We start from the raw sequence: 26,630 nt of genomic DNA, 5'->3' as shown, positions 1-26,630 counted from the left end.
CGGCGGACTGGACGGTTCCAGACGGAGAGTAGAGAACCCCGCCCACGGCCCGCCGCCCCGACACGCGGACCCGGGCCGCGGACCGGCCAATACCGGCCACCCGCAGGGCCGCCGAGGTCACGGCCGAAGACGACGGAAGCCCCTGACCGCACGGGGGGACGTGCCAGGGGCTTCCATTCCTCTCGACGGCCGGGGCCGCCTCAGTGGTTCACCGGCGTCACGGATTCACCGCCAGCACCACGAACTCCGCCAGCACCCCCAGGTGCAGCGCGCCCTGCAGCAGGGTCGCCCGGCGCGGGATGACGGTCAGGGTGCCGAGCGCCACGGTGAGGGTCAGCAGCACCATGTGCGAGGGCTCCAGGCCGAGGACGAGCGGGCCGGAGAGCCAGGCGGAGGCGATCGCGACCGCCGGGATGGTCAGGCCGATGCTGGCCAGCGCCGAGCCGAGGGCCAGGTTGAGGCTGGTCTGCACCCGGTTGCGGGCGGCCGCCCGCAGCGCCGCGATGGTCTCCGGCAGCAGCACCATCAGGGCGATCACCACGCCGACCACGGCGTGCGGCAGGCCGGCGCTCTCCACCGCGGACTCGATGGTCGGCGAGACGCCCTTGGCCAGGCCCACCACCGAGACCAGCGCGACCGCGAGCAGCAGCAGGCTGAACCCGGCGGCCCGGACGGTGGGCGGGGTGGCGTGCTCGTCCTCCTCGTCCCGGCGGACCTTGCCCTCGGCGGTGACCGGCAGGAAGTAGTCCCGGTGCCGCAGGGTCTGGGTGGCCACGAACAGCCCGTACACCACGATCGAGGCGATCGCCGCGTAGGTCAGCTGGGTGGTGGAGAACTGCGGGCCGGGGGTGCTGGTGGTGAAGGTCGGCAGCACCATGCTGAGCGTGGCCAGGGTGGCGATGCAGGCGAGCGCGGTGCCGGTGCCCTCGGCGTTGAAGACGGCGGTGCGGTACTTGATCGCGGCCACGATGATCGACAGGCCCATGATCCCGTTGCAGGTGATCATCACGGCGGCGAACACGGTGTCCCGGGCGAGGGTCGAGGACTTGTCCCCGCCGTCGGCCATCAGCGTGACGATCAGCGCGACCTCGATCACGGTGACCGCCACCGCGAGCACCAGCGATCCGAACGGCTCCCCGGTCCAGTGCGCGATCACCTCCGCGTGGTGCACGGCCGCCAGGACCGCCCCGATCAGGAACGCGGCGACCACCCCGACCACCCAGCCGGGCAGGTCCTCGTGCCAGGTCAGGGCGAGGACGACGAACGCCGCCAGTGGGACGACGACGGTCCATTGCGCGGCGGCCGCGCGGAGCTTCGTGATCATGCGCCCGAGGATCCCAGACCGGAGGCCGGTCTTCCGGCTGCCCGCGCCGGATACAGAGGGATGTGGCACAACTCATCCCGATTTGCGCGATCACCCTCCGTATTCGGCCAGGTACCGGAGCACCTTGTCGACATGGGGCCGCACCCGGTCCGGGACGCCCCCGGCGGCCGCCACCGTCTTGTCGCTGGTCCGGTAGGCGGCGGTGACCAGGGCGGGCAGGTCCCGGGTGTAGCCGCGCCGCTTGAGCTGCTGGTCGAGCCAGCAGACGTAGTTGCCCATCGCGGCGATCGCGTCGCCCGGGTCCAGGTACGACTTCGGGCCGGGGTGGTTGGCGGCCTTGGCCCAGGCGTCGAAGACCGCGGGCGTCCACATCGCGATGCCGTACTCGCCGGTCTCCGGGCGGGCCGCGTTCGGGTCGAAGCCGCTCTCCGCCTTGAGCATCGCGGCCAGCAGGATGGGGGTGACCTCGGGCTCGGGGCAGCGCCGGGCGGCGTCCTCGATCATGCCCCGGTAGGCGGTCGGGACGTCGGAGCCGGCCGGGATCGCCCCGGGCAGCGGCCGCGCCGCCCGGTGGGCCGCCGACCCGACCGGCTCGGGGCCGCCGGTGAGCGCCAGCAGCACGGCCGCACCGGCCAGCAGGCCGACGCCGGCCCGCACCGCCCGGCGGCGCCCGGCCGGCCGGGCGGTGGCCCGGGCGACCAGCGCGGCGAGGTCGGTGCGGGCCCGCTCGTCCCGGTCGGCGGCCAGACAGGCCGCCACCACGGGCCGCCAGCGGGACGGCAGCGCCTGGTCCGGCCGCAGCGGGGCCGCGCCGCGCGCGTACGCCTGGGCGGCCAGCGAGCGGGCCCGGGCGGTGGCGCCGAGGAAGGGGTGCAGCCCGCCGGTGAGCAGTTGGTGGGTGATCACGCCGAAGGCCCAGACGTCGGCGCTGGGGCGCACCGCGACCCCGCGCGCGCCGGTGCGCTGGGACCACCACTCGGGCGGGACGTGGTCGGGCGAGCCGAGCGGCGGGGCGTAGGCGTGGGTGCCCTCCAGCTCGGCGGTCAGTCCGAAGTCCGCGATCTTGGCGGTGCCGTCGGGCATCAGCAGGATGTTGGCCGGTTTGAGGTCCCCGTGCACCCAGCCGGACCGGTGCATGTGGACCAGTCCGGCGCAGACCTCGGCGAGGATCCGCTCGGCGCCGGGCAGCGCGGTGCCGGGGCGGGCGGTGGCGAGCAGGTCCTGGAGGCTGCGGGCGGCGCGTTCCATCACCAGGGCGACGGCGCCGTCCAGTTCGGGGTGGCCGGGGTCGTCGACGGTGAGCACCGCGAGGGTGCGGATCAGGTGGGGGTGGTCGGCGCGGCGGCTGAAGCGCAGTTCGCCCGCGGCCATCTGGGCCAGGGTGCGGCGCTGACCGGGGCTGGAACGGGCCGGACCGAGGAGCTTGACGGCGGCCGGGGTGCCGTCCGGCCCCTCCGCGGCGTAGACGCTGCCCCAGGCGCCCGCGCCGAGGAAGGCGCCGGTGCGGTAGCCGGCCAGCCGGTAGCCGTCGGGGAGCTCGAACGGCGGCCGCGCGTCCGGCCGGCCGGCGTCGCGGGCGCGCCGGGTCACGGTCGGACGGCCGGGCGCCGGGGCGGGAGCAGCGCGAGGTGCTCCTCCCGGACCAGGTCGAACCGCAGGGCGAGGGCGACGAGTTCCTCGCGCTTGCCGCCGGCCGGGCCCTCCTCGTACGGCTCGCGCAGCCGCAGTTTGGCGCCGACCAGGTAGTCGATGTGGTAGTTCACCGCCGAGCGGGTCAGCCCGTGGCAGGAGGGCAGGGCGCGCAATCGGGACAGCACCTCGGTCGCCCCGGGGACGGCGGCGGTGGAGGGCGAGCGCAGTCGGGGCTCGCAGAGCGCCAGCAGGACCAGGAAGTACTTGGCGGTCGGGTCCAGGGCGAAGGGGCTGACGGTGCGTTCGCCGTCCGCGCCGCCGGGGTGGCCGTCCAGGTAGGCGTGCTGCGGGGCGAAGACCTTGAAGGTGGCGGGCTCGGCGAGGGCGGGCAGCAGGACCCGGGAGAGCTCGAACGGGACGGGCGCGCCGAGCCGGCCGGGGGCGACCTTGATGTGCTCCCCCGCCCCTTCGAGGTTCTCCACCACGTAGGTGGCGGTGGTGGAGAAGTTGGACAGCCGCCAGTAGTCCTCGGCCGCCACCACCTCGCCCGCGCGGCGCGAGACGCCCTGGTCGGGCAGCGGGATGGCGGCCGGGCGGCCGGGTTCGCCGCGGCCGAACACCGCGGCCTCGCCCGGGCCCATCCGCAGCAGTCCGGGCGCCGCGCCGGGCGCCGGTTCCGGCCCCGGGCCGGGCAGTTGCACGATGACCGTGTCCACGCAGCACCTCCGTGGGATCGGCTCGATGGTATCCGTCCGTTTCGCCCCGATGGCAAGGCGCCACCCGGACGAGTGACGGTGCGCGGCCAACAGTGGCCGGTCGGCGGGGAGTTGCCCTCCACCTCGGGGAGTACGGCGGCTCCGCCGCGGCGACGACCGTACGGTCCGGACGGTCCGGCCCGCGGGCATCGACCGCACCAAGAGCGGTTCAAGAACCGGTCAAAGACGCCGGATCGGCGCACTGGACGCGGGGCATCAAGACCACCGGAACCCTCCCGGGCACCACGGGCACCGCCGCCGTCCGTCCAACTGCACGCCCAGGCCCGCCCCCTGAGCAGCGCCGTCGCATGTCAACGAACTGATCCATGAACTGATCATCCGTCAGGCCGCAACTTGTCCGTGTGCTGAACACCTGACGAACGATTGCAGCCAGTAGTTGAACCGTCACCATGGGTGTGACGCAACGCACACTTGCCAGTCCCACGATGTGTGCAAGACTCATCCCAAGGAGTGAGATTCCCTTTATTTCCAAGGAGGTTCGTATCATGCGCACTCGGATTGCAGCCGTGATGATGACGGTGGCAGGGATCGCAGGGCTCTCGGCCGCGCCTGCCATGGCCGCCACCACGGCCACGTCCGAGGCCGGCACCGTGGCCTGCGCCGCGGTGCTCAACCGCCCCTGCATCACGCACCAGGTCGACAGCGAGGGCATCGTCGGCATCGCCCAGGTCAGCGCGGACCCCACGCAGTTGACGATGGTTCACGTCGAGGTGCGCACCGAGCAGTACTGGGGCGCCCCGTGGGAGACGGTCGCCAGCGCGACGACCGTCCGACTCGGCTCGGCCCAGGCCGTCACCCCGAAGGTCACCGCCACCGCCCCCCGCGTCATCTGCGCCACCGCCGGCCCGGCGCTGGACGTCAGCAAGCAGGTGACCACCTGTACCAACCCGTTCTGATCCGGACCCCCTGACGATCGGGGTCCTCGGAACACCCCGACCGATCACCGGCAGGACACCCTCCGCACATCCGCAGGACAGGGCAGCCCGGGCGGACCGGGCACACGGAGCCGGGGCCTTCGGGCCCCGGCTCCTCGCATTCCCGGCCACCCCGGCGGCCCCGGCGGCCCCCACCAGGGAGAACGCACGGACCGGAACCCGGCCCCGGGTGGACCTGGGGCCCCCGTTCACGGCAAACTGGTCTAGACCTCGCAGGTCTAGACCTCAGCCTCGCCTCAGAACGGTGGACCCAGTATGGAAATCGTGATCGTCCCTGACGCCACAGCGGCCGGCGATCTCATCGCCGCGGCGATCACCGATCTGCTGACCGACAAGCCCGAGGCCCTGCTCGGCGTCGCGACCGGCTCGACCCCGCTGCCGATCTACCAGGCCCTCGCCGAGCGGGTCCGGGACGGCCGACTGGACGCCTCCCGGGCGCGGATCTGCCAGCTGGACGAGTACGTCGGCCTGCCGGCCGGCCACCCTGAGTCCTACCGCTCGGTGGTGCTGCGCGAGGTCGTGGAGCCGCTCGGCCTGACCGAGGACTCCTTCCTCGGCCCGGACGGCAACGCGGCCGACATCGCCGCGGCCGCCACCGCCTACGACCGCGCGCTGGCCGAGGCCGGCGGCGTGGACCTCCAGCTGCTCGGGATCGGCACGGACGGCCACATCGGCTTCAACGAGCCCTGCTCCTCGCTGTCCTCCCGGACCCGGATCAAGACCCTGACCCGGCAGACCCGGGTGGACAACGCCCGCTTCTTCGACAGCATCGACGAGGTCCCGCACCACGTCATCACCCAGGGCATCGGCACCATCCTGGAGGCCCGCCACCTGGTCCTGCTGGCCACCGGCGAGGCCAAGGCCGAGGCCGTCGCGCTGGCCGTGGAGGGCCCGCTGGCCGCGGTCGTCCCCGCCTCCGCGCTGCAGCTGCACCCGCACGCCACCGTGGTGGTGGACGAGGCCGCCGCCTCCCGGCTCAAGCTCACCGACTACTTCCGCGACACCTACGCGGCGAAGCCGGCCTGGCAGAAGCTCTGACCGGTCGACGCGACGGAGCCGGGGCGCCCCCAGTGGGCACCCCGGCTCCCCGTGTCTTAGGGCCCGGTGACCGGTCGCGCCCGGCGGCGCCTCGGCGGGCTCGCCGGCATCGGCGGCACGCCCGCCCGCTCGACCAGCGCGGGAAAGGCCCCGCCCGGCGTGCGGGCGGGGCCTTTCGAGTCGGGCCGATCAGTGGCAGGTGATCAGCAGGCCGAGGACGGAGGTGCAGCTGCGGGTGTCGCGGCTGGTGGCGGGCGAGGGGTCGGCGGGGGCCCCGGCGGTGCGGGCCACCGTGACGTCCCAGGAGGAGACCAGGCTCAGCAGGCCGACGGCGGTCGAGAAGTGCCGGGTGGTGGTGGCGCCCTTGGCCAGCGGGCCGGCCAGGGTGCAGCTGAGCTTGCCGGCGGCGACGGTGCAGTCGGTCGAGGTGGTGGTCAGGCCGGCGGGCAGGGCGGCCGAGACGGTGGCCGCGGTGATCGGGTCGGGGCCCTGGTTGGTCAGGGTGACGGTGTAGTCGACCCGGCTGCCGAACAGGCCGGTGACCGGGGTGGCGGCCAGCGCGACGCCCAGGTGGGCGCTGGGCGCGGTGTAGCCGAACCGGTCGGCGGCGACGGCCGCGCTGGTACCGCCGGGCGTGGTGACCTGGACGTCCACCGGGCCGGTGACCGTGGTGGCCGGGGCGGTCGCGGTGCAGCTGGTCCTCGTGCAGCTGAACGACCTGGCCGGGCCGGCCGCGCCGAAGGTGACGGCGGTGGCGCCGTTCAGGTCGGTACCGGTGACGGTCACCACCGTGCCGCCCACCCCGGAGCCGCCGTTCGGGCTGATCCCGGTCACCACCGGCACCGGTAGCGGGAAGTTCAGCACGTCGACGGCGTCGCCGGTGAAGTCGGCCAGGTAGCCGCGCCGCCCGTCGGCGCTCAGCGCCAGGGTGTACGGGCTGGCGCCGACCGGGACGGTCGCGGTGACGGTGCGGCTCGCCGCGTCGATCACGCTCAGGGTGTTGTCGGCGTAGTTGGAGACGTACGCGGTGGAGCCGTCCGGGGCCAGGCTGACGGCGTACGGGCCGTTGCCGACGGTGACGGTGCCCAGCAGGGTGCCGGCGCCGGTGTCCAGCACGGCGGCCGTGGTGTCGTCGCCGTCGGCGGTCCACAGCCGGCTGCCGTCGGGGCTGAGCGCCAGGCCGAAGGCACTGTGGCCGACCGCGACGGTGGCGCTCACCGTGCTGCCCACGGTGTCGACCACGTTCACCGCCTTCGCGCCGGAGGCCGCGACGTACAGCCGCTTGCCGTCCGGGGAGACGGCGAGCCCGTGCGGCTCGGCACCGACCGGAATGGTGGCCGTGACGGTGTTGGACGCCGTGTCCAGCACGCTCACGGTGCCGGCCCCGGCGTTGCTGACGTAGGCGCGGCTGCCGTCCGGCGACAGGGCCAGGCCCCAGGGCTGGGTGCCGACCGGGACGGTGGCGGTGACGGTGTTGGACGCGGTGTCCACCACGGTGACCGTGTTGTCCAGGTGGTGGGTGAGGTAGGCCCGGTGCCCGTCGGGCGAGACCGCGACGGCGTACGAGCCGGTGCCCGTGGTGAAACTGCCGGTGACCGCCCGGCTCGCGGTGTCCAGGACGCTGACCGTGCCGCTGCTCTGGCTGGTCACGTAGGCGCGGGCGCCGTCCGGGGTGAGCGCCACACCGGCCGGGTAGGGCGCCACCGGCAGGTGGGCCGCCACGGTCGGCGGCGGCGCGGCGGCCTCGGCGGTGGCGGGTTGGGAGAGCAGTGCGGCCGTGGCCGCGGATATCGCCGCCACGGCCGTCCAGGTGCGCCGGGGTGCACGACGTGATCTCACAGGATCTCCAGGGGGACGGGGTGTTGTGAAGGGAGTGGCTCCGGAGCCGCACGAAGCGTAGAGGGCGTGTTGATGATGCGTCAGGAGTTGATCGTTAATGTCGCCAACTGTTCAGATTCGACCGGGATGCGACGCCGACCCCTGCAGCGACCACCGGGGCGTCGGTCGGCGTCGTCGGTCGGGGTCGTGCAGGAAATTGGAGTTGTGGAGTCGCATTCGCTAGCGTTTCGATCGTGAGGCTGACCAAGAGCACCGACATCGCCCTGCGCATCGCCATGCGGCTCGCCGTCCTCGGCGAGGGCGAGAACCCGACCACCCGCGAGGTGGCCGAGTCGGTCGGCGTGCCGTACACCCACGCGGCGAAGGTGGTCAGCAGGCTGCAGCACCTCGGGGTGGTGGAGGCCCGGCGCGGACGCGGCGGCGGGCTGATGATCACCTTCGCCGGTCGGACCGGCTCGCTCGGCCTGCTGCTGCGCGAGCTGGAGGGCGTCGGCGACGTGGTCGGCTGCGAGGACGACCCGCCCTGCCCGCTGCGCGCCGCCTGCCGACTGCGCGGGGTGCTGCGCACCGCCCAGGAGGCGTTCTTCGCCGCGCTCGACCCGCTCTGCATCGACGACCTGGTGGCCTCCCCCACCGGGCCGGTGCTGCTCAGCCTCACCGGCCGACCCGCCGACTGACCCCGCCCCCGAGGAGTCGGTCGGCGACCACAGCCTTTAATGCGAATCTGAGATACCAGTTAGGAGCTCCTCTGATGCTGTCTGCGAAGTCCGCCGAGGTCGTCGAGGCCACCCTGCCCGTCGTGGGCGCCGCGATCGGTGACATCACCCCGCGCTTCTACGACCGGCTGTTCGCCGCGCACCCGGAGCTGCTGCGCGACCTGTTCAACCGGGGCAACCAGGCCAACGGCAGCCAGCGCGAGGCCCTGGCCGGCTCGATAGCCGCCTTCGCCTCCGCCCTGATCGCCCACCCCGACCAGCGGCCGGACGCGATGCTCGCCCGGATCGCCCACAAGCACGTCTCGGTCGGCATCGACAACGCGCAGTACAAGGTCGTCCACGAGCACCTGTTCGCCGCCATCGTCGAGGTGCTCGGCGCGGCCGTCACCCCCGAGGTCGCCGCCGCCTGGGACGAGGTCTACTGGCTGATGGCCAACGCCCTGATCGCGATCGAGGACCGGCTGCGCGCCGAGGTCACGGTCGACGGCGACCCGGCCGACCTGTGGCGCCCGTACACCGTGGTCTCCCGCCACCAGGAGACCGACACCGTCACCAGCTACCTCGTCCGCCCGGCCGACGGCCGCCCCGCCCCGGCCTCCCGCCCCGGCCAGTACGTCTCGGTGCGCACCGAACTCCCCGACGGCGCCCACCAGATCCGCCAGTACAGCCTCTCCGGCCGCGCCGACGGCGCCCTGCGCTTCAGCGTCAAGCGCGAGCCCGGCGGCGAGGTCTCCGGCCACCTGCACGACCGCCTGCGCACCGGCGACACCGTCGAGCTGGCGCCCCCGCTCGGCGACATCGTCCTCGCCGAGGGCGACGGCCCGGTGCTGCTCGCCTCGGCCGGCATCGGCAACACCCCGATGACCGCGATGCTCGACCACCTGGCCGCCGCCGGCTCCACCCGGCGGATCGTCTCGGTGCACGGCGACCGGGACCAGCTCAGCCACGCCTTCCGCGCCGACCTGGCGCGGCTGACCGCCGAACTCCCGGACGCCACCGCCCACGTGTTCTACGAGCGGCCGCTCGGCGACTGGCCGGCCGAGCGCACCGGGCTGGTCGACCTGTCCACCGTGGAGGTCGCGGCCGGCACCACCGCCTACCTGTGCGGCCCGCTGCCCTTCCTGCGCGCCGTGCGCGGCCAGTTGCTCGCCGCGGGCGTGCCGGCCGCGGACATCCACTACGAGGTGTTCGGCCCGGACCTCTGGCTCGGCGCCTGACCCTCCCCGCCCGTCCGGGTTCCTTCACCGGCGCCGGTCCGCCCGCTACGATCACGGGCGGGCCGGTGCCGTTCTCGACCTGTCGACGCCGTGCCGTTTCGCCGTTCGCCGTTCGCCGTTCGACGTGAGGAGTTCGGATTGCGGGTCGCGCTGTTCGCCACCTGCGTCAACGACGCGCTGTTCCCCGCCACCGCGATCGCCACCGTGCGACTGCTGGAGCGCCTCGGGGTGACGGTGGACTTCCCCGCCGGACAGACCTGCTGCGGGCAGCCGCAGTACAACACCGGGTACCGCCGGGCCTGCGAGCCGCTGGTGCGGCGCACCGCCCGGGCCTTCGCCGGGTACGACCACGTGGTGACGCCCTCCGGCTCCTGCGTGGCGATGGTCCGGGACAACTACCCGCGGATCGGCGCCCGGGCCGCCGCCGAGGGACGGGGCGGTGAACTCACCGATGCCGCGCTCGCCTTGGCCCCGCGGGTGGTCGAGCTGACCGAGTTCCTGGTCGACGTGCTCGGCGTCGAGGACGTCGGCGCGCACTTCCCGTACCGGGTCACCTACCACCCCTCCTGCCACGGACTGCGGCTGCTCGGGCTCGGCGAGCGGCCGCTGCGCCTGCTGCGCGCCGTCCGGGGCCTGGAGCTGGTGGAGCTGCCGGGCGCGGAGGAGTGCTGCGGCTTCGGCGGGACCTTCGCCGTCAAGAACCCGGCGGTGTCGGCCGCGATGGCCGAGGACAAGCTCGCCCACGCCCTCGACACGGACGCCCAAGTCCTGTGCGGTGCCGACAACTCCTGCCTGCTGCACCTCGGCGGCACCCTGCGCCGCCGGGGCGAGCCGCTGCGGCCGCTGCACCTCGCGGAGATCCTGGCCAGCACCGAGGAGCACCCCTGGAGGCCGTCGTGAGTTCCGGCACCTTCCTCGGCATGCCCGCCTTCCCGGCGGCCGCCGCCCGCGCGGTCGCCGACGACCAGCTGCGCGCCAACCTGCGGCACGCCACCCACACCATCCGGGACAAGCGCGCCCGGGCGGTCGCCGAACTCCCCGACTGGGCCGAGCTCCGGGCCGCGGGCAAGGCGATCAAGGACCACACGCTGCGCCATCTGGACCGCTACCTGGTGCAGTTGGAGGAGGCCGTCACCGCGGCCGGTGGCACCGTGCACTGGGCGGCGGACGCCGAACAGGCCAACCGGATCGTCACCGAGCTGGTCCGGGCCACCGGAGAGACCGAAGTCGTCAAGGTCAAGTCGATGGCCACCCAGGAGATCGGGCTGAACGAGGCGCTGGCCGCCGAGGGCATCACCGCCTACGAGACCGATCTCGCCGAGCTGATCGTGCAGTTGGGCGACGACCGGCCCTCGCACATCCTGGTGCCCGCGATCCACCGCAACCGCGCCGAGATCCGGGAGATCTTCGCCGACCGGATGGCCACCTGGGGCCGCCCCGCCCCCGAGGGCCTGACCGACTCCCCCGCCGAACTCGCCGAGGCCGCCCGGTTGCACCTGCGGGAGAAGTTCCTCCGGGCCCGAGTGGCCGTCTCCGGGGCCAACTTCATGGTCGCCGAGACCGGCACCCTGGTGGTGGTCGAGTCCGAGGGCAACGGCCGGATGTGCCTCACCCTGCCGCGCACCCTGATCTCCGTGGTCGGCATCGAGAAGGTGGTGCCCACCTGGCGGGACCTGGAGGTCTTCCTCCAACTGCTCCCGCGCTCCTCCACCGCCGAGCGGATGAACCCCTACACCTCGTTGTGGACCGGGACGACCGAGGGCGACGGCCCCGCCGACTTCCACCTGGTGCTGCTGGACAACGGACGCACCACCGCCCTCGCCGACCAGGTCGGCCGCCAGGCGCTGCGCTGCATCCGCTGCTCGGCCTGCCTGAACGTCTGCCCGGTGTACGAGCGGGCCGGCGGGCACGCGTACGGCTCGGTCTACCCGGGCCCGATCGGCGCCATCCTGATCCCCCAACTGCGTGGCACGGCCGGCCCGGTGGACGCCTCGCTGCCGTACGCCTCCTCGCTCTGCGGGGCCTGCTACGAGGTGTGCCCGGTGGCGATCGACATCCCGGAGGTGCTGGTGCACCTGCGCGAACGGGTCGCCGAGCAGGGCGGGCACCCGGTGGAGCGGGCCGCGATAGCCGCCGCCGGGTACCTGCTGGACCACCCGGCGGCACTGGCGGCCGCCGAACGGCTGGCCGGGCGCACCCGGGCACTGCACCCGCGCCGGCTGCCCGGGCCCGGGCGGGCCTGGACCGACAGCCGGGACCTGCCCGAGGTGCCGGCCGAGCCGTTCCGCGACTGGTGGCGGAGGAACCGGACGTGAACCCACCTGCGAACGCACGGGAGTTGATCCTCGGCCGGATCCGGGCCGCGCTCGGCGACACCGCCGGGGTGGCGGAACAGCCGCTCGAACGCCGGTACGCGACCGCGCACGCCCCGGTCGACGATCCGGCGGCGCTGCTGGACCTGCTGCAGCACAACCTGGCCGACTACCGGGCCCTGGTGCACCGCTGCACCGAGGCGGAACTCCCGGACCGGATCGGCCGGTTGCTGGCCGACCGGGGCAGCCGTACGGTCGCCGTGCCGGCCGGACTGCCGGCCGGCTGGCTCGCCGCGGCCCCCGGCGTGACGCCGGTGCCGGACGACGGCAGCCTCACCGCCGACCGGCTGGACGCCGTGGACAGCGTGCTCACCGGCTGCGCGCTGGCGATCGCCGAGACCGGGACCATCGTGCTGGACGCCGGGCCCGGTCAGGGGCGGCGGCTGCTGTCGCTCGTCCCGGACCACCACCTGTGCGTGGTCCGGGCACCGGCACAGGTGGTCGCCTCGGTGCCGCTGGCGCTGCCCCGGCTCGACCCGGCGCGGCCGCAGACCTGGATCTCCGGGCCGTCGGCGACCAGCGACATCGAGCTGGACCGGGTCGAGGGGGTGCACGGGCCGCGCACCCTGGAGGTGCTGCTGGTCACGGACTGACCGGCCCGGCCGCGCGGCGGTCACGGCCGGACGGCCCGGGCCGCACGGCGGTCACGGCCGGAGTTCGAGGGTGCAGCACTTCGCCCCGCCGCCGCCCTTGAGCAGCTCGGAGACGTCCACCGGGATCGGCTCGTAGCCGTGCTCGACGAGCCGGCCCGCCAGGTTCTTGGCCGCCTCCGGGAGCAGCACCCGGCGGCCGTCCGAGACCGCGTTGAGCCCGAACACCTCGGCGTCGGCCCGGTCGGCGAGGATCGCGTCCGGGTAGAGGGTGCGCAGCACGGCACGGCTGTGGGCGTCGAAGGCCTCCGGGTAGTACATGACGTGGTCGTCGGCGAGGACGGCGAGCGCGGTGTCCAGGTGGTAGAAGCGCGGGTCGACCAGGGTCAGGGTGGTCACCGGCACCCCGAACAGCTCCTGCGCCTCCGCGTGCGCCGCCCGTGAGCTGCGGAAACCCGTCCCGGCGAGCACCCGGCGGCCGACCACCAGGTGGTCGCCCTCGCCCTCGTTGACGTGCCCGGCGCGGCGCACCGCGCGGTAGCCGTGCAGCCGGAACCAGGACTGGTAGGCGTCGGACTCGGCGGCCCGCTCGGGGTGGCGGAAGGTCGCCACCAGGGCCCGGCCGTCCAGCACGGTCGCACCGTTGGCGGCGTAGACCATGTCGGGCAGCCCGGGCACCGGGTCGATCAGCTCCACGGTGTGGCCGAGACGGCGGTAGGTGCGGTGCAGCCGCTCCCACTGGCGGACGGCGAGCGCGGTGTCGGTGGGCTGGGTGGGGTCCATCCACGGATTGATCGCGTAGTCCACCGTGAAGTAGGTCGGCCGGCACATCAGATAGCGCCGGGGGCGCGCCGTACGTGCCGGGGTGTGCGTGGGCATGGCTCAACCGTCCTCGGATCGCCGGGAGTTGGTGCGCTGGTACGGGTCGTACCTGAGGCGGCTGCCCCGCTGCCCCCGTTCGCACACCCGCGCGGGCGCCCCCGGCGGGCGCAACCCCCCGCGCACCCGGCGCGAGCCCCGGCGCACGGCGCTACCGGCGCGCGGTCACCGGCGCACGGGACCAACGGCGTCCGCTCACCAGCGCACGGCGGCGAAGTCGACCGGCTCGGTGCGCAGGGCCCGGGCGCGGACGGCGAGGGCGCGCAGTCGGCGGTCGGCCTCCTCGGCGGGCATCCGCTGCTTGTCGCCGTGGCCGGGCAGCAGCCACTCGAAGCGCAGCGCGTCCAGGCAGCGGTCCAGCGAGGCGGACTGCTCCTCGATGGAGTACCAGGTGACCGCCTCCTGCACCTCGATGTCCCGGCTGGTGCGGGACCAGTACAGGCTGTCGCCGCTGAAGCAGTACCGGTGGTCGGCCACGAAGAGCACACTGCCCAGGGTGTGGCCGGGGAAGGGGTGGGCGACCAGGCCGGGCGAGATCTCCACCGGGTCGGTGCCGCGCAGCACCTCGTCGGCGTCCGGCGCGGCGGCGAGGTCGCCCTCGTGGATCCAGAGCCGGGCACCCAGCCGGTCGGCGTAGGCGCGGCCGTGCGCCGCGTGGTCGCGGTGGGTGAGCAGCACGTCGGTGACCGGGCCGAGGGCCTGGTAGCGGGCGGCCAGGGCCTCGCTGTAGCGGGGCGTGTCGATCATCACCCAGCCGGTGGGGCGGCGGCAGAGGTAGGAGTTGGCGCCCGCGGTGCGCCGGGAGTTGTGGCCGAGCAGCAGCACCTCGCCGGCCTCGTCCAGGGCGAGCGGGAACGGGTCGCCGGCCGGGTCGAGCCGGCCGGTGCCGGGGCGGATCGAGCGGGTCGGGCAGGCGTGGGCGGCGGCGAGCAGCTGCCGCCGCTCGGCCTCGTCGCGCGGCTGGCGGATCAGCTCGGACCTGCGGTCGCGCTCGCGGATCAGCTCGGGCGCCAGCTGCCGGGCGACGTCGCAGTTGGTGCAGCGGTCGTCGACGGTCCAGCTCTCGGTTTCGGGCAGGTTCATGGTCGGTGTGTCCCCCAGGAAGAACGGCGGCCGGAGCGGGGCGCCGTCCTTCGAGGATCGTCCGGGCGGGGCGAAAAGGGGAAGGGGGCGCGGCCCTTGTGGTTTCCGGGGCACGGCGCTCTGCGCGGAGCGGCTCGGCGGGGGCCGAGCAGCCTACGTGGCCGATCTCACGTGCCGCCAGGGGCACCTACGGTGGCGTAGGTCACTTGAATGGGTGAACTATCTCCTTCATGCCGAACCTCCAGGAGACCCTTGACCTCAGTTCGTACGCCGCCCTCGGCGACAGCTTCACCGAGGGTCTGAACGACCCCGGTGCCGACGGCGCCTTCGCCGGCTGGGCCGACCGCCTGGCCGGTCTGCTCGCCGACGGGCGGCCGCCGGGCGGGTTCCGCTACGCCAACCTGGCGGTGCGCGGACGGCTGCTGGACCAGATCGTGGCCGAGCAGGTGCCGCAGGTCCGTCGGCTCCAGCCCGACCTGGTCACCTTCTGCGCCGGCGGCAACGACATCCTGCGCCCCGGCAGCGACCCGGACGAGGTGGCCGGGCGCTTCGAGGCCGCCGTCGCCCAACTCGCCGAGAACGCCGGGACGGTGCTGATCTGCACCGGCTTCGACACCCGCGAGGTGCCGCTGCTCAAGCACCTGCGCGGCAAGATCGCCACCTACAACAACCACATGCGGGCGGTCGCCGACCGCTACGACTGCAAGGTGGCCGACCTGTGGTCGCTGCGCGCGGTCCAGGACCGCCGGGCCTGGAGCGAGGACCGGCTGCACCTGTCCCCCGAGGGGCACCAGCGGGTCGCCCTGCTGGCCGCCCGCTCGCTGGGCCTGCGCACCCAGGAGGACCCGGAGGCCCCGTGGCCGACCGGCCGGGAGCTCTCCCCCGCCGACCAGCGGCGGGAGAACCTCCAGTGGGCGCGGGAGTTCCTGATCCCCTGGGTCGGCCGTCGCCTGCGCGGGGAGTCCTCGGGCGACCACGTCGAGGCCAAGCGGCCGGAGCTGCTGCCGCTCTGCCGGACCGCCGGTTCCTGACGGTCCACTTCTGACGGATCATCCGTTTCTGGCGGAACGTCGGATCGGCGGGTCCTGAGGGCCCGTCACCGTGCCACACCGGGTGCTGCCGACCGACCGGTCCGCAGCGCCCGGTGCACCAGGGCGGCAACGGCCGCGCCGACCAGGTACCAGGCCAGGTCCGGCGGGTTGAAGGTCGAACCGAGCACCAGGTGCACCAGCCCGCTGTGCCGGCCCCATTCGTCCGGCAGCCCGGTGGCCTGGAACAGCTCCACCAGCCAGCTCAGCCCGGCGGCCGCCAGGGCGGCCCGGCTCGGCCGCACCCCCGGGCCGACCGTCACCACCAGGGCGTACACCAGGACGGTGTACAGCGCGTCGCCGGCGTACTTGGCCGGGTCGCCGGGCAGCACGGCCCGCACCCCCAACCCGACCGCCACGGTCAGCACGGCGGCCGCGGCCGCGGGCCACCGCGCGACCAGCCCGCTTCGAAGATCCCTCATCCGGCCCAGGCTACGGCCCGGCCCCGCGGATCCGCACACCCGCCCAGGAACCACCGCGCGACGCCGGACGTCACTCCCCCTGATGAGCCATCCGTGCAGGTCACGGGCGGGAGTTCGAGCAAGGCGAGCGGGCGGGCGACAGTGGCGGACCAAGCAGCAGTGACGGACCAGGCAGCAGGGGCGGACCAGGGAGCAGGGGCGGGGACCAGCGCGGCGCGGCGGCAGTTCGCCGTCCCCGGATTCGCGACCGGGCCGGACGGCCGGGCGCAGCGGGCCCGCGAGCAGGGCAAGGCGCTGCGCCTGCGGGTCCCCCGGGAGCGGCACGCGGAGTTCGCGCCCGCGGCCGACCGGCCCACCGCGGTGGCGGCCCTGGAGGCGTCCAACGCGGGCCGGATCCCCGGCCTGGTGCCGATCCGGGTGGGCCGGATGGCCGCCACCCCGTTCGCCTTCCTGCGCGGCTCGGCCGGGCTGATGGCCGCCGACCTCGCGGGCACCCCGGTGACCGGCGTCAGCGCGCAGCTGTGCGGCGACGCGCACGCCGCCAACTTCGGCCTGTACGGCGACGCCCGCGGCCAACTGGTCATGGACATCAACGACTTCGACGAGACGGTGCCCGGCCCCTGGGAGTGGGACCTCAAGCGGCTCGCCACCAGTCTGGTGCTGGCCGGGCGGGAGACCGGGGCGAGCGAGACCACCGCCCGGGCGGCCGCCCAGCACGCGGCCGGCTCCTACCGCCGGACCATCCGCACCCTGGCCAAGCTGCCCGCCCTGGACGCCTGGAACGCCGTCGCGGACGAGCAGTTGGTGTCCTTCACCGAGGCGCACGACCTCGCCGAGGTGCTGCGGAAGGTCGAGACGAAGGCGCTCGGCAACACCAGTGCCCGGTTCGCCGCCCGCAGCACCACCCGGACCGCGGACGGCGGCCGACGGTTCACGGCGGCTCCGCCGGTGCTCACCGAGGTCACCGACGCCACCGCCCGGGCGGTGGCCGAGGCGCTCGGCCCGTACGTGGCGACGGTCCCCGCCGAGGTGCGCACCCTGCTGTCCCGCTACCGGGTGCAGGACGTGGCCTTCCGGGTGGTCGGCACGGGCAGCGTCGGCACCCGCTCGTACGTCGTACTGCTCACCGACCACCGGGACCAGCCGCTGGTGCTGCAGGTGAAGGAGGCCCGGCCGTCCGCGCTGCTGCCGTACCTGGACGGCGCCGGGCGGCGGCCGGAGGAGCACGAGGGCCGCCGGGTGGTGCTCGGCCAGAAGCACATGCAGGTGGTCAGCGACACCCTGCTCGGCTGGACGACCGTCGACGGGCTGCCGTACCAGGTACGGCAGTTCCGCAACCGCAAGGGCAGCGTGGACCCGGCCGCGCTGCTGCCGGCCCAGTTGGACGACTACGCCCGGATCACCGGCGCGCTGCTCGCCCGGGCGCACGCCCACACCGCCGACCCGGGCCTGCTGGCCGGGTACTGCGGCAAGAGCGAGGCCCTGGACGAGGCCGTCGCCGCCTTCGCCGTCGGCTACGCGGACCGCACCGAGGCCGACCACGCCGAGCTGCTGACGGCGGTGCGCAGCGGGCGGCTGCCCGCCGAACCGGGGGTCTGAGCGGAACTGTCGTACCCCGCCGCTAGATTGGCGACCATGGGACTGTCGATCAGTGTGGGGGCGCTCAGCACCCCCGAGTGGCGGGGCGCGGCCGAGGTGCTGCACCGGGCGCTGGAGGCCGAGGGGGTGGCCTGGCGGGAGCCGGCCGGGCCGGCCGGGGAGGGCGAGGCCTTCTCGGCCGGCTTCCCGTACAGCTACCTGTCCGGGCTGCGCCGGGTGTACGTGCTGCACCGGGTGGGCGAGCCGGTCACCGCGGCGCGCGGGGTCAGCCCGGAGCAGTACGAGGAGGAGCGGGAGCTGGTCGACGACGAGACGGTGATGTTCGACTCGCACCTGCTCTGCCACTCCGACTGCGAGGGCTACTACATACCGGCGGACTTCGAGGACGAGGACCCGCTGTTCCTGCCCCAGGAGTCCGGGGTGCCCGGCGGCGCCATGGTGGGTTCCACGGCCGGCCTGCTCGCCGAGCTCCGGGGGTTCGCCGCCGCCCTCGGGATCCGGCTGGAGGCGGACGGCTCGCTCGCCCCGGCGGAGGAGGCCCGGCTGGCCGCGCTGCCGGAGGACGACCCGTTCGAGGCCGAGGTCTTCACCTGGCACCGGCTGTACCTGGCCTGCCGGGCCAGCCTGGCCACCGGGCGGGCGATCGTCTTCGGCTGACGGCGCCGGGCCGCCGCCCGGTCGGACGGCCGCCCGGTCAGACCGCCAGGAACGGCGCCACGCCGGCCACGTACTCGGCCGGCCGGGCACTGTGCACCAGGTGCCCGGCCTCGATGGTGACCAGGCGGCAGTCCGGGATCAGCCGGGCGAGTTCGGCGATCCGCTCCTGCGGGACGTAGCTGGCGGCCCCGCCCGCGACGGCCAGGGTGCGGGCGGTGATCCGGGTCAGGCCCTCCCGCCAGGCCGGGTCGGGGTCGTCGAACTGCGCCTTGAGGGCCCGGACCATCGCCCAGTCGAAGTGCGCCGGCTCCTCCGCCCCCTCGGACGGCACGCTGGCCGGGCGCGGGTACAGCGCCGGGATCTCCTCCAGGACCAGCCGGTCGACCCGCTCCGGGGCGGCCTGGGCGAGCAGGTGGGCGACGGCGCCGCCCATCGAGTGGCCGACCAGGTCGACCCGGGCCAGGCCGAGCGCGTCGAGGAAGGCGAGCACGTCCCCGCGCATCCGCTCCAGGCCGTACTCGGCGGTGCGGCCGCTGTCGCCGTGGCCGCGCAGGTCGAGCGCGTACACGTGGTGGTCGGGGGCGAGCTCGGGCAGCACCACGTCCCAGTCGGCGGCGCGCTCGCCGAGGGCGTGCAGCAGCACCAGCGGCGGGCCGTCGGGGCGGCCGCTCTCGCGGTAGGCGAGCGTGACCTCGGGCAACTGCACCGTCCGTACTGTCGTCATGCCCGCCACCGTACGCGCCGACCTGCCGTCACCAGGCATGTGTTCGCCCTCGGCACACGCCCGCCCGCACGCCCGCCGCCACCGCCGGAGCCGGAGCCGGAGCCGGGACTCAGCGGACGGCCGTACGGCCCCGGCTCACCGCGACCGGCTCGGCGGGGCTCCGCTCGCGGGCGGTCGCCCGGCCGGCGAACACCGAGGCCAGGACGGCGAGTCCGGCCACCGCCGCGCAGACCAGACTGGCCGCCAGGTAGGCGGAGCGGTGGCCGCCACCCCCGGCGGTCTCCCGCAGGTAGACCCCGGACAGCGCGGAGACCGCGACGGCCGCCGCGATCCGCTGGGCCATCTGCAGGATCGCGCCGCTGACCCCGGCCGCCTCGGCGGGCGCGTGGCGCAGCACATAGGCCTGGTTGGTGGAGCCCATCAGGCCGACCGAGGCGCCGCTGAGCAGTTGGAGCAGGGCGAGCAGCCAGGGCAGCACCGCGACCGGCGCCCAGTGCGCGACCAGTCCGCTGAGCAGCATGGCCAGCGTCGAGCCGACCATCCCGAGGGTGACGGTGCGTCGGCCGAGCCGTTGCACCACCCGCCAGGCGAGCGCGGAGGAGGTCCCCATGGCCAGCGCCGAGGGCAGCGAGACCAGCGCGGCGCCCATCGGGGACAGGCCCAGCCCGTCCTGGAGGAACATGGTGAGGACGAGCGAGGCGGCCAGCGAGGAGCCGAACTGGGCCATCGCGGTGGCCGTGCCCAGCGCGTACGGCGCGGAGCGGGTGAGCGCGGGGTGGATCAGCGGGTGTCCGCCGCTGCGGGCGTAGCGGCGCTGCCAGTGGACGAGCGCGCCGAGCAGCGCCAGTGCGCCGGCCGCGAAGGCCGACCAGCCGGCCCAGCCGGGCGGTTGGACGAAGGGCAGCATCAGGACGAGGGTGAGGGCGCCGACCAGCAGCAGGCCGAGCAGGTCGAGATCGGTCTGCCGGGTGGCCGGGCGGGGCTTGGGCAGGTGGCGCACGGCGAGGGCGAGGGTGGCCAGGCCGAACGGGACGTTGAGCAGGAAGGTGATCCGCCAGCCGAGTTCGGGGCCGGCCGCCGCCAGCACCAGGCCGCCGATCGGCGGGCCGAGGGCGAAGGCCAGACTGCCGGTGACGGCGTACATGCCGAGGGCGCGGGCGCGCAGCTGGCCGTCGAAGACGTCCTGGAGGGTGCCGATCATCTGGGAGTTGACCAGGCCGGCGCCGGCGCCCTGGAGCAGCCGGGCGGCGATCAGCACGGTCGGGTCGGTGGCGGTCGCGGAGACCAGGCTGACCAGGGTGAACAGGGCGAGGCCGGTGACGAAGAACCACTTGCGGCCCTTGACGTCGCCGAGCCGCCCGCCGGGGATCAGCGCGAGGCCGAAGGCGAGCGAGTAGCCGGCCACGATCCACTGCAGGTGGGCGGGGTGGGCGTGCAGGCTCTCGCGCAGGGCGGGGACGGAGGTGTTGAGGACGGACTGGTCGAGCAGGGTGGTGAAGCCGCCCGCGACGCAGACCAGCAGGACGCGGCGCCCGGCGGCGTCGAAGCGCTCCTTCCGCCGGGACGGGTTCGTCTCGGGGATCGGGTCCGCCACCGGCATCGGCTCCGGCGTCGAGTTCGGTGTCGGGTTCGGGTTCGGGTCGGGCTCCGACAGCGGGCCGGGCTCCGGTATCGGCCCGCCCGGTCCGTCGGCGGCGCTCACGGCTCGACCACCACGAGGGCGTAGCGGGCCTCGCCCGGGCCGAGGCTGCGGAAGCGGCTGGTGCCGGAGCCGTAGCGCAGGCAGTCGCCGGGGCCGAGCAGCTGCGGCTCGCCGTCCAGGGTCAGCTCCAACCGCCCTTCGAACAGCCAGAGGTGGTGCTCCAGTCCGGGCAGGCAGGGGCGGTCGTAGGCGATGTCGGCCCCGGCGGGGAGCCGGCCTTCGATGATCTCGGCGTGCAGCGAGCCGTGCGGCGGGGAGATCGAGCGGCGGACGAAGCCGGTCGCCCCGTCCTGCCAGAGCTGCTGCTCCTCGGCCCGGACCAGCCGGGCCGGGCCGGACTCCACCTCGGCGAGCAGCCGGGACATCGTCCGCCCGTAGACGGCGCAGAGCCGCCCGAGCAGTGCGGCGGTCGGGCTGACCTCGGCCCGCTCGACCCGGGACAGGGTGGACCGGCTGACGTCGGCGCGTTGCGCCAACTCCTCCAGGGTCCAGCCGCGTTCGACCCGCAACTCGGCGAGCCGTTGTGCCAGCCGCTCGTCGGCGGCGGTGTCGATTCCCATATTCGTGATGCTATCCCGGATGTGAGATCACCGTTCCGGGTTCTGGCGGACCTGGTGAAGGTCTGACGGCGGCTCGGCCTCGAACCGGCCGACGCCGACATCCGACCAAAGCGGTGATCATATGATGTGCGCCGACAAAGCGGCCGGTCAGCGGCCGTTCGCGCAACGGGGGGACCACGATCGTGTTCGGCATCATCAGACCGTGCAGGCACAAGCTGTCCGAGCGCCTCCAGGCCTCCTGGATGGCGCACCTGTGCGGGCTCTGCCTCGCCCTGCGGGACGACCACGGGCAGCTGGCCCGGACCGCCACCAACTACGACGGCCTGATCATCTCCGTCCTGGTCGAGGCCCAGGCCGCCCGGGAGGACTCCTCCTGGCGCCGCACCGCCGGGCCGTGCCCGCTGCGCGGGATGCGGACCGCCTCGGTCGCCAAGGGTGAGGGCGCCCGGCTGGCGGCGGCCGTCTCGCTGGCGCTCGCCTCGGTGAAGATCCGCGACCACGTCGAGGACCGGGACGGCGTCTTCGCCCGCCGCCCGGTCGCCGCCGGGGCCCGCGCGGTGACCCGGCACTGGGACCGGCAGAGCGCCGGCAGCGCCTCCACGGTCGGCTTCGACACCGCCGTGCTGCTCGACGCCGCCTCCCGCCAGGGCGAGTTGGAGCGCTCACTACTGCCAGGCAGCTCCGTGCTGCTGGTCACCGAGCCCACCGAGACCGCCACCTCGGCCGCCTTCGCGCACACCGCCGTGATCGCCGGCCGCCCCGGCAACGCCGCCCCGCTGGCCGAGGCCGGACGGCTGTTCGGCCGGCTCGCCCACCTCCTGGACGCGGCCGAGGACCAGACCGCCGACGCCGCCTCGGGCGCCTGGAACCCGCTCACCGCCACCGGCACCGACCGCGCCGAGGCCGAACGGCTGTGCCGGGACGCGGTGCACGGCATCCGGCTCGCGCTGCGCGAGGTGGAACTGTCCGACCGGTCACTGGTGCACGTGCTGCTCGGGCACGAGACCCAGAGCGCGGTGGACCGGGTCTTCGGCCGGACCGGACACGCGGCGAACTGCCGCACCGGCGGGGCCGGCGGGGCCGGTGTCGCGGAGCACCCGCAGGACGCGCCGCCGCGCCAGGCCCCGCCCGGCTACCCCGGCGGCCCGTACCCCGGTCAGGACCCGAACCAGGCGCCGGTGCCCCCGTGGGTGCCCCAGGGGCCCGGCTTCGGCCCGCCGCCCGGCGGCAAGCCGCCGCACCCGCGCAACCTGCTCGCCGGGTGCGCGGTGTGGGCCCTGATGGCCTGCACCTGCCAGTTGCTCTGCTGCGAGCACAACGACCCATTCAGCCGGGAGCGCCGCAAGGGCTTCTGCGAGCGGCACGACTGCTGCGACTGCTGCGACTGCGACCCCGGCTGTGGCGACTGCTGCAACTGCTGTGACTGCTGCAGCAAGTGCGGCTGCGACAACTGCGGTTGCGACGGGTGCGACTGCGGCTGCGACTGCTGATGGATCGTCAGATCACGGTCGAACCGACGGCCTGCCGGATCTGCTCCGGCGTGAGCGCCGGCTGATCGAACGCCACCGGCCCGGGGTGCCCCCGCAGCACCCCGGGCCGGTCCGCGTCCGCGACCTGCTCGGCTCTTCGCCAGAGCGGCACCACCACCGGGCGCGGCTCGACGGCCTCCTCAGGCCTCACGCCCCGCCACCTCCCGGTCCGCCGCCAGCGAGCTCTCCAGCCCGGCCAGCAACTGCCGGAACCGCTCGGTGTCCTGCTCCGTGATCCGCCCCTCGGGCGCCGTCCCCGGCCGCTCGGCCGTCCTCTCGTTCATGGGGGCGACGCTAGGCGGCGGTGATCAACAGGCAATAAACGAGGCCTTGGCACGGTCACCGGTTGGTGGTTCAATGCGACTCGCACTCGTCAGGAATCTTTCCTAATAGTTGCCGACACCTGAGTACGACCTCCCCGGCTCCTCCCCCACATCGAGAGGACGACTTCCCCATGGGTCGCACCACCGTCAGGACACTCGTCACCGGGGCCGCGCTCGCCGCCCTCCTGCTGCCGCTCGCCGCCGGCCCCGCCCAGGCCGCGAAGCCCGTAGCCAAGCCCGCCGCCGCTTTCCAGCACCCCGGCGTGCTGGTCAGCTCGCAGCAACTCGCCTTCATCAAAGCCAAGTTGGATGCCGGAGCGGAGCCCTGGACCTCCGCCCTCGCCGACCTGAAGGCCAGCAAGTACGCCTCGCTCGACTGGCAGCCCAAGCCGCGCGCCACCGTCGAGTGCGGCTCCAGCTCGCACCCCAACAACGGCTGCTCGGACGAGCGCGACGACTCGATGGCCGCCTACGCGCACGCCCTGCAGTGGGCGCTCACCGGCGACCAGCGGTACGCCGACAAGGCGATCGCCATCATGGACGCCTGGTCCGGCGTGATCCAGGAGCACACCAACACCAACGCCCAGCTGCAGACCGGCTGGTCCGGCAACAACTGGGCCCGCGCCGCCGAGCTGATCCGCTACACCGGCGCCGGCTGGTCGGCGGACTCGATCGACCGCTTCGCCACCATGCTGCGCACCGCCTACGTGCCGGAGCTGACCCCCGGCAGCCCGCGCAAGAACGGCAACTGGGAGCTGATCGAGACCGACGCCCTGATGGGCATCGCGGTGTTCCTGGACGACCACGGGCTGTTCGACCGGGCCACCGAGCTCTGGCGGCACCGCCTGCCCGCGTACGTCTATCTCTCCTCCGACGGCGACCTGCCGGTGGCACCGGCGGACTCCGGGATCCAGGGCCGGTCCGCGCTGGTCAAGTACTGGAACGGCCAGTCCAGCTTCGCGGACGGGCTGGCCCAGGAGACCTGCCGGGACTTCGGCCACACCGGCTGGGGCCTGGAGGCCGCCGCCCAGACCGCCGAGACGGCCCGGCTGCAGGGCCTCGACCTGTGGGGCGAGGGCCGCGAACGCCTGGTCAAGGCACTGGAGTTCCACACCGCCTACGACAACGGCGCGGACGCGCCGGACTGGCTGTGCGGGGGTTCGGTGAACACCGGCCTGGGCCCGGCCGTGCAACTCGCCTACAACGAGTACCACTTGCGCGAGGGCATCCCGATGCCGCAGACGGAGCAGTACGTGGCCGCGCACAGCCCGTTCGGGGCGAACTACTTCATCGGCTGGGAGACCCTCACCCACACCGACGCGCCCTGATCCCGGGCGCCGCAGACGCGGCGGGCGGGGCCCTGGGAGCCCCGCCCGCCGCACCCGTGCCTCAGGCCGCCGGGAACAGTCGCTCCAGGACTTCCGCCACACCGTCCTCGTCATTGCCGCCGATCACGTGGTCCACCGCCGCCAGCACCTCGGGGTGGGCGTTGGCCACGCCGTAGGAGGTGCCCGCCCAGGCCATCATCGGCAGGTCGTTGGGCATGTCGCCGAACGCCACCGCCTGCTCCGGCGCTATCCCGTGCCGCCGCGCCAGTTCACCGAGCGCGGCGGCCTTGCTCACGCCCTGGGCCACCGCCTCGACCAGCCGCTCGCCGTTGGCGTGGTAGACGGTGACCAGCCCGCCGATCGCCGGGCGGACCAGCGCCAGCAGTTCGTCCGCCGACAGCGTCGGGTGCCGACCCACCAGTTTGGGCGCCGGCCGGCCGAACAGCCGTGCGTCGTCGAGGCGTTCGACGGTGATGTCGGTGTCCCAGGCACCCGCCTCGTAGTGCGCGTCCGCGGCCAGCTCCTGGGCGTACTCGACCGCCAGCCCGATGCCCGGGGCGGCCGCGCGCAGCCGCCGGGCGGTCTCGGCGAGCACCTCGGACGGGATCGGCCGCTCGGCGACCACGGTCCGGGTGCGCAGGTCGTAGCCGAAAGCGCCGTTGGAGCAGACCGCCGTGCCCCGGTGCCCGAAGGCCGCCGCGATCTCGCCCATCAGGCGCGGTGGTCGGCCGGTGACCAGGACGACCTGACTGCCGGCCCGTTCGACCCGGGCGAAGGCGGCCACGGTGCGGGCGGAGACGGTGCCGTCGCCGCGCACGATCGTTCCGTCGAGGTCGGTGGCCACCAACCGGGGCGGCCGGCGCAGCGGGGTGACGGTGGAGCGGGGAGCGGCAGGGATGCTCATCGGAGGGGGCTCTCTGCTGGTCGGGTTCGGTCGGGTCCCCCGGGTGCGCGCCCGACCGCCCCGGACAGCGGGGAGTGCGGTTCCCTGGACGGGTGAGGTGCGTGCGGACCGCGGAGGGCGGCGGTGCGGCGGTGCAGGAGTCCGTGGGCCGGGACCGGCGACGGCCGGGGCGCCCGGCCGCCAGACGGTCGGACGGTATCACCGGCCCGGGCCGCCCGGCGACGACCGCAGGCCACCGCCGGGCCGTGCGGATCCTTACGCAATTTTATTAGGAAAGTTTCCTTACTTTATGGACCTCCGCTCGCTCCGGCCCCTACTCTGCTGCCGCGAGCTCGCGCTCTTCCCCCACGGCGCCGCCCTGACCAGCGGGCCGCGCCACCCCCCACTGCCTCCGGCGGTCGCACCGCCGGAGATCGGAGCACCCCATGCGAGTTTCCCGGAGCCACCGCCTCGCCGTCGCCCTCGCGACGGTCGCCCTGACCACCGGCACCGCCTGTGCCGCCGACGCGGCGCAGGCGACGCCCGACGGCCCGACCACCGTCGCCACCGCGACCACCGCGACCACCGCGACCACCGCGACCACCGCGACCGGCACCCCCGCTACGGTCGGCACTCGGCTCGCCGCCGGCGGCCTCACCCCCGACCAGCGCCGCCGGGCCGACCAGTTGATCAGCGTCTTCGAGAACAGCACCACCGAGATCCAGTACGGCTACGCGGAGAACATCAACGACGGCCGCGGCGTCACCGCCGGCCGGGCGGGGTTCACCACCAACGACGGTGACGCCCTCAAGGTGGTCCGCGCGTACACCGCCGTCTCCCCCGACAACCCGCTCGCCCGCTTCGTCCCCGAGCTGGAGCGCCTGGCCGCGTCCGGCAGCGGCGACACCAGCGGCCTGCCCGAGGCCGACTACATCGCCGCCTGGAAGCAGGCCGCCCAGGACCCGGCCTTCCGGCAGGTCCAGGACGACCAGGTCGACCGGCGCTACTTCGCCCCGGCCATGGACCAGGCCGACCGGCTCGGCCTCGGCACCGCGCTGGCCCGCGCCGAGCTCTACGACGCCTCCATCCAGCACGGCAACGGCAGCGAGTACGACGCCCTGCCCGCACTGATCGGCCGGACCGTCGCCAAGGTCGGATCGCCCTCGGCCGCCGGTGAACACGCCTGGCTGGACGCCTTCTTCGACGTCCGGATCGACGACCTGAACAACCCCGCCAACTCCTCCACGGCCGACGAGTGGCGCAAGTCCGTCGACCGGGTCGAGTGCCTGCGCCGGATCGCCGCCGGCGGCAACTACGACCTGGACGGCCCGTTCACCATCACCGCCTTCGGCTCCGGCTACACCATCGGCTGAGCCGTCCCGCCCCGGGGTCCGGGAGTGTGGGCCCGGACCCC

General features: G+C 74.4%; 26 protein-coding genes. 13 read left to right on the top strand and 13 right to left on the bottom strand.

Annotated features, from left to right (window positions below; translation table 11 throughout):
- Positions 1–217: 217 nt before the first annotated feature.
- The 3 genes from ACIP4P_RS05200 to ACIP4P_RS05190 all read right to left on the bottom strand — a co-directional run bounded on the left by ACIP4P_RS05200 (position 218) and on the right by ACIP4P_RS05190 (position 3,672).
- On the bottom strand, positions 218–1,324 hold the full coding sequence (locus ACIP4P_RS05200) for a calcium:proton antiporter (RefSeq protein WP_400914937.1): 1,107 nt from the start codon (positions 1,322–1,324) through the stop codon (positions 218–220).
- Positions 1,325–1,414: 90 nt separating this feature from the next.
- Positions 1,415–2,914, bottom strand: a complete 1,500-nt coding sequence (locus ACIP4P_RS05195; protein ID WP_400914935.1) for a serine/threonine-protein kinase — start codon at positions 2,912–2,914, stop codon at positions 1,415–1,417.
- Complete coding sequence (locus ACIP4P_RS05190; RefSeq protein ID WP_350514194.1) at positions 2,911–3,672, bottom strand: serine/threonine protein kinase; 762 nt, start codon at positions 3,670–3,672, stop codon at positions 2,911–2,913. The genes ACIP4P_RS05195 and ACIP4P_RS05190 overlap by 4 nt, the downstream gene beginning before the upstream one ends.
- Before the next feature lie 545 nt (positions 3,673–4,217).
- Here ACIP4P_RS05190 and ACIP4P_RS05185 point away from each other — a divergent pair.
- The gene (locus tag ACIP4P_RS05185; protein WP_350514193.1) at positions 4,218–4,628 is read left to right on the top strand and encodes a hypothetical protein; all 411 of its coding nucleotides are present in this window, start codon (positions 4,218–4,220) and stop codon (positions 4,626–4,628) included.
- A 294-nt stretch (positions 4,629–4,922) separates the two neighbouring features.
- Entirely contained in the window at positions 4,923–5,705 is a 783-nt protein-coding gene (gene nagB, locus ACIP4P_RS05180; RefSeq protein WP_400914932.1) for a glucosamine-6-phosphate deaminase, read from the top strand.
- Between the two features lie 189 nt (positions 5,706–5,894).
- Here the strand turns inward: nagB and ACIP4P_RS05175 are convergent, their stop codons facing one another.
- On the bottom strand, positions 5,895–7,544 hold the full coding sequence (locus ACIP4P_RS05175; protein ID WP_400914931.1) for a beta-propeller fold lactonase family protein: 1,650 nt from the start codon (positions 7,542–7,544) through the stop codon (positions 5,895–5,897).
- A 233-nt stretch (positions 7,545–7,777) separates the two neighbouring features.
- On the opposite strand from ACIP4P_RS05175, the gene ACIP4P_RS05170 reads away from it, so the two are divergent.
- The 5 genes from ACIP4P_RS05170 (at position 7,778) to ACIP4P_RS05150 (ending at position 12,442) form a co-directional block, all read left to right on the top strand.
- The gene (locus ACIP4P_RS05170) at positions 7,778–8,221 is read left to right on the top strand and encodes an Rrf2 family transcriptional regulator (protein ID WP_350514190.1); all 444 of its coding nucleotides are present in this window, start codon (positions 7,778–7,780) and stop codon (positions 8,219–8,221) included.
- A gap of 74 nt (positions 8,222–8,295) precedes the next feature.
- Entirely contained in the window at positions 8,296–9,477 is a 1,182-nt protein-coding gene (locus ACIP4P_RS05165) for a globin domain-containing protein (RefSeq protein WP_400914928.1), read from the top strand.
- 138 nt (positions 9,478–9,615) lie between these two features.
- The gene (locus ACIP4P_RS05160) at positions 9,616–10,377 is read left to right on the top strand and encodes a (Fe-S)-binding protein (protein ID WP_350514188.1); all 762 of its coding nucleotides are present in this window, start codon (positions 9,616–9,618) and stop codon (positions 10,375–10,377) included.
- Positions 10,378–10,397: 20 nt separating this feature from the next.
- Positions 10,398–11,792: a lactate utilization protein B gene (locus ACIP4P_RS05155; RefSeq protein ID WP_400915347.1), complete on the top strand. Its 1,395-nt coding sequence runs from the start codon at positions 10,398–10,400 to the stop codon at positions 11,790–11,792.
- Entirely contained in the window at positions 11,789–12,442 is a 654-nt protein-coding gene (locus ACIP4P_RS05150) for a lactate utilization protein C (protein ID WP_400914925.1), read from the top strand. The genes ACIP4P_RS05155 and ACIP4P_RS05150 overlap by 4 nt, the downstream gene beginning before the upstream one ends.
- Positions 12,443–12,493: 51 nt before the next feature.
- Here the strand turns inward: ACIP4P_RS05150 and ddaH are convergent, their stop codons facing one another.
- Complete coding sequence (gene ddaH / locus ACIP4P_RS05145; RefSeq protein ID WP_400914923.1) at positions 12,494–13,318, bottom strand: dimethylargininase; 825 nt, start codon at positions 13,316–13,318, stop codon at positions 12,494–12,496.
- Between the two features lie 195 nt (positions 13,319–13,513).
- Positions 13,514–14,401, bottom strand: coding sequence for an MBL fold metallo-hydrolase (locus tag ACIP4P_RS05140; protein WP_400914922.1), 888 nt, complete (start codon positions 14,399–14,401; stop codon positions 13,514–13,516).
- A 230-nt stretch (positions 14,402–14,631) separates the two neighbouring features.
- Here ACIP4P_RS05140 and ACIP4P_RS05135 point away from each other — a divergent pair, with 230 nt between their 5' ends.
- On the top strand, positions 14,632–15,432 hold the full coding sequence (locus ACIP4P_RS05135; RefSeq protein WP_400914920.1) for an SGNH/GDSL hydrolase family protein: 801 nt from the start codon (positions 14,632–14,634) through the stop codon (positions 15,430–15,432).
- Between the two features lie 65 nt (positions 15,433–15,497).
- Here the strand turns inward: ACIP4P_RS05135 and ACIP4P_RS05130 are convergent, their stop codons facing one another.
- Positions 15,498–15,911, bottom strand: coding sequence for a DUF2809 domain-containing protein (locus ACIP4P_RS05130; protein ID WP_400914918.1), 414 nt, complete (start codon positions 15,909–15,911; stop codon positions 15,498–15,500).
- A gap of 159 nt (positions 15,912–16,070) precedes the next feature.
- Here ACIP4P_RS05130 and ACIP4P_RS05125 point away from each other — a divergent pair, with 159 nt between their 5' ends.
- Positions 16,071–17,510 carry a DUF2252 domain-containing protein gene (locus tag ACIP4P_RS05125; RefSeq protein ID WP_350514182.1) on the top strand — a complete coding sequence of 480 codons (1,440 nt, stop codon included), beginning with the start codon at positions 16,071–16,073 and terminating at the stop codon, positions 17,508–17,510.
- A 36-nt stretch (positions 17,511–17,546) separates the two neighbouring features.
- On the top strand, positions 17,547–18,167 hold the full coding sequence (locus tag ACIP4P_RS05120; protein WP_400914915.1) for a hypothetical protein: 621 nt from the start codon (positions 17,547–17,549) through the stop codon (positions 18,165–18,167).
- A gap of 37 nt (positions 18,168–18,204) precedes the next feature.
- On the opposite strand, the gene ACIP4P_RS05115 is transcribed toward ACIP4P_RS05120, so the two are convergent.
- The 3 genes from ACIP4P_RS05115 to ACIP4P_RS05105 form a co-directional block, all read right to left on the bottom strand.
- A complete protein-coding gene (locus ACIP4P_RS05115) occupies positions 18,205–18,891 on the bottom strand; it encodes an alpha/beta fold hydrolase (protein ID WP_400914913.1) in 687 nt (228 codons plus the stop codon).
- A 109-nt stretch (positions 18,892–19,000) separates the two neighbouring features.
- A complete protein-coding gene (locus tag ACIP4P_RS05110; protein WP_400914910.1) occupies positions 19,001–20,593 on the bottom strand; it encodes an MFS transporter in 1,593 nt (530 codons plus the stop codon).
- On the bottom strand, positions 20,590–21,153 hold the full coding sequence (locus tag ACIP4P_RS05105) for a helix-turn-helix domain-containing protein (protein ID WP_400914908.1): 564 nt from the start codon (positions 21,151–21,153) through the stop codon (positions 20,590–20,592). The genes ACIP4P_RS05110 and ACIP4P_RS05105 overlap by 4 nt, the downstream gene beginning before the upstream one ends.
- Before the next feature lie 182 nt (positions 21,154–21,335).
- Here ACIP4P_RS05105 and ACIP4P_RS05100 point away from each other — a divergent pair, with 182 nt between their 5' ends.
- The gene (locus ACIP4P_RS05100; protein WP_400914906.1) at positions 21,336–22,643 is read left to right on the top strand and encodes a DUF5685 family protein; all 1,308 of its coding nucleotides are present in this window, start codon (positions 21,336–21,338) and stop codon (positions 22,641–22,643) included.
- Positions 22,644–22,650: 7 nt separating this feature from the next.
- Here the strand turns inward: ACIP4P_RS05100 and ACIP4P_RS05095 are convergent, their stop codons facing one another.
- Positions 22,651–22,833, bottom strand: coding sequence for a hypothetical protein (locus ACIP4P_RS05095; protein ID WP_400914904.1), 183 nt, complete (start codon positions 22,831–22,833; stop codon positions 22,651–22,653).
- Entirely contained in the window at positions 22,823–22,966 is a 144-nt protein-coding gene (locus tag ACIP4P_RS05090) for a hypothetical protein (protein WP_350514175.1), read from the bottom strand. The genes ACIP4P_RS05095 and ACIP4P_RS05090 overlap by 11 nt, the downstream gene beginning before the upstream one ends.
- Before the next feature lie 170 nt (positions 22,967–23,136).
- Between ACIP4P_RS05090 and ACIP4P_RS05085 the strand changes: the two genes are divergently transcribed.
- A complete protein-coding gene (locus ACIP4P_RS05085; protein WP_400914900.1) occupies positions 23,137–24,333 on the top strand; it encodes an alginate lyase family protein in 1,197 nt (398 codons plus the stop codon).
- Between the two features lie 61 nt (positions 24,334–24,394).
- On the opposite strand, the gene ACIP4P_RS05080 is transcribed toward ACIP4P_RS05085, so the two are convergent.
- The gene (locus tag ACIP4P_RS05080; RefSeq protein ID WP_400914898.1) at positions 24,395–25,237 is read right to left on the bottom strand and encodes an HAD family hydrolase; all 843 of its coding nucleotides are present in this window, start codon (positions 25,235–25,237) and stop codon (positions 24,395–24,397) included.
- Between the two features lie 425 nt (positions 25,238–25,662).
- Between ACIP4P_RS05080 and ACIP4P_RS05075 the strand changes: the two genes are divergently transcribed.
- On the top strand, positions 25,663–26,589 hold the full coding sequence (locus ACIP4P_RS05075) for a chitosanase (protein WP_400914896.1): 927 nt from the start codon (positions 25,663–25,665) through the stop codon (positions 26,587–26,589).
- The last annotated feature ends 41 nt before the right edge of the window (positions 26,590–26,630 follow it).

The sequence above is a fragment of the Kitasatospora sp. NPDC089509 genome, from assembly GCF_044749365.1.
Classification (GTDB): Bacteria; Actinomycetota; Actinomycetes; order Streptomycetales; family Streptomycetaceae; genus Kitasatospora.
Note: the sequence above shows the minus strand (reverse complement) of the source record. Positions and strands in the feature narration are given on the sequence as shown.

Bases quoted from the DNA above. Each gene is read 5' to 3' on its own strand.
- ACIP4P_RS05200 (WP_400914937.1), bottom strand. From the start codon at position 1,324: ATGATCACGAAGCTCCGCGCGGCCGCCGCGCAATGGACCGTCGTCGTC.
- ACIP4P_RS05185 (WP_350514193.1), top strand. From the start codon at position 4,218: ATGCGCACTCGGATTGCAGCCGTGATGATGACGGTGGCAGGGATCGCA.
- nagB (WP_400914932.1), top strand. From the start codon at position 4,923: ATGGAAATCGTGATCGTCCCTGACGCCACAGCGGCCGGCGATCTCATC.
- ACIP4P_RS05165 (WP_400914928.1), top strand. From the start codon at position 8,296: ATGCTGTCTGCGAAGTCCGCCGAGGTCGTCGAGGCCACCCTGCCCGTC.
- ACIP4P_RS05155 (WP_400915347.1), top strand. From the start codon at position 10,398: ATGCCCGCCTTCCCGGCGGCCGCCGCCCGCGCGGTCGCCGACGACCAG.
- ddaH (WP_400914923.1), bottom strand. From the start codon at position 13,318: ATGCCCACGCACACCCCGGCACGTACGGCGCGCCCCCGGCGCTATCTG.
- ACIP4P_RS05140 (WP_400914922.1), bottom strand. From the start codon at position 14,401: ATGAACCTGCCCGAAACCGAGAGCTGGACCGTCGACGACCGCTGCACC.
- ACIP4P_RS05135 (WP_400914920.1), top strand. From the start codon at position 14,632: ATGCCGAACCTCCAGGAGACCCTTGACCTCAGTTCGTACGCCGCCCTC.
- ACIP4P_RS05130 (WP_400914918.1), bottom strand. From the start codon at position 15,911: ATGAGGGATCTTCGAAGCGGGCTGGTCGCGCGGTGGCCCGCGGCCGCG.
- ACIP4P_RS05120 (WP_400914915.1), top strand. From the start codon at position 17,547: ATGGGACTGTCGATCAGTGTGGGGGCGCTCAGCACCCCCGAGTGGCGG.
- ACIP4P_RS05115 (WP_400914913.1), bottom strand. From the start codon at position 18,891: ATGACGACAGTACGGACGGTGCAGTTGCCCGAGGTCACGCTCGCCTAC.
- ACIP4P_RS05105 (WP_400914908.1), bottom strand. From the start codon at position 21,153: ATGGGAATCGACACCGCCGCCGACGAGCGGCTGGCACAACGGCTCGCC.
- ACIP4P_RS05090 (WP_350514175.1), bottom strand. From the start codon at position 22,966: ATGAACGAGAGGACGGCCGAGCGGCCGGGGACGGCGCCCGAGGGGCGG.
- ACIP4P_RS05085 (WP_400914900.1), top strand. From the start codon at position 23,137: ATGGGTCGCACCACCGTCAGGACACTCGTCACCGGGGCCGCGCTCGCC.
- ACIP4P_RS05080 (WP_400914898.1), bottom strand. From the start codon at position 25,237: ATGAGCATCCCTGCCGCTCCCCGCTCCACCGTCACCCCGCTGCGCCGG.
- ACIP4P_RS05075 (WP_400914896.1), top strand. From the start codon at position 25,663: ATGCGAGTTTCCCGGAGCCACCGCCTCGCCGTCGCCCTCGCGACGGTC.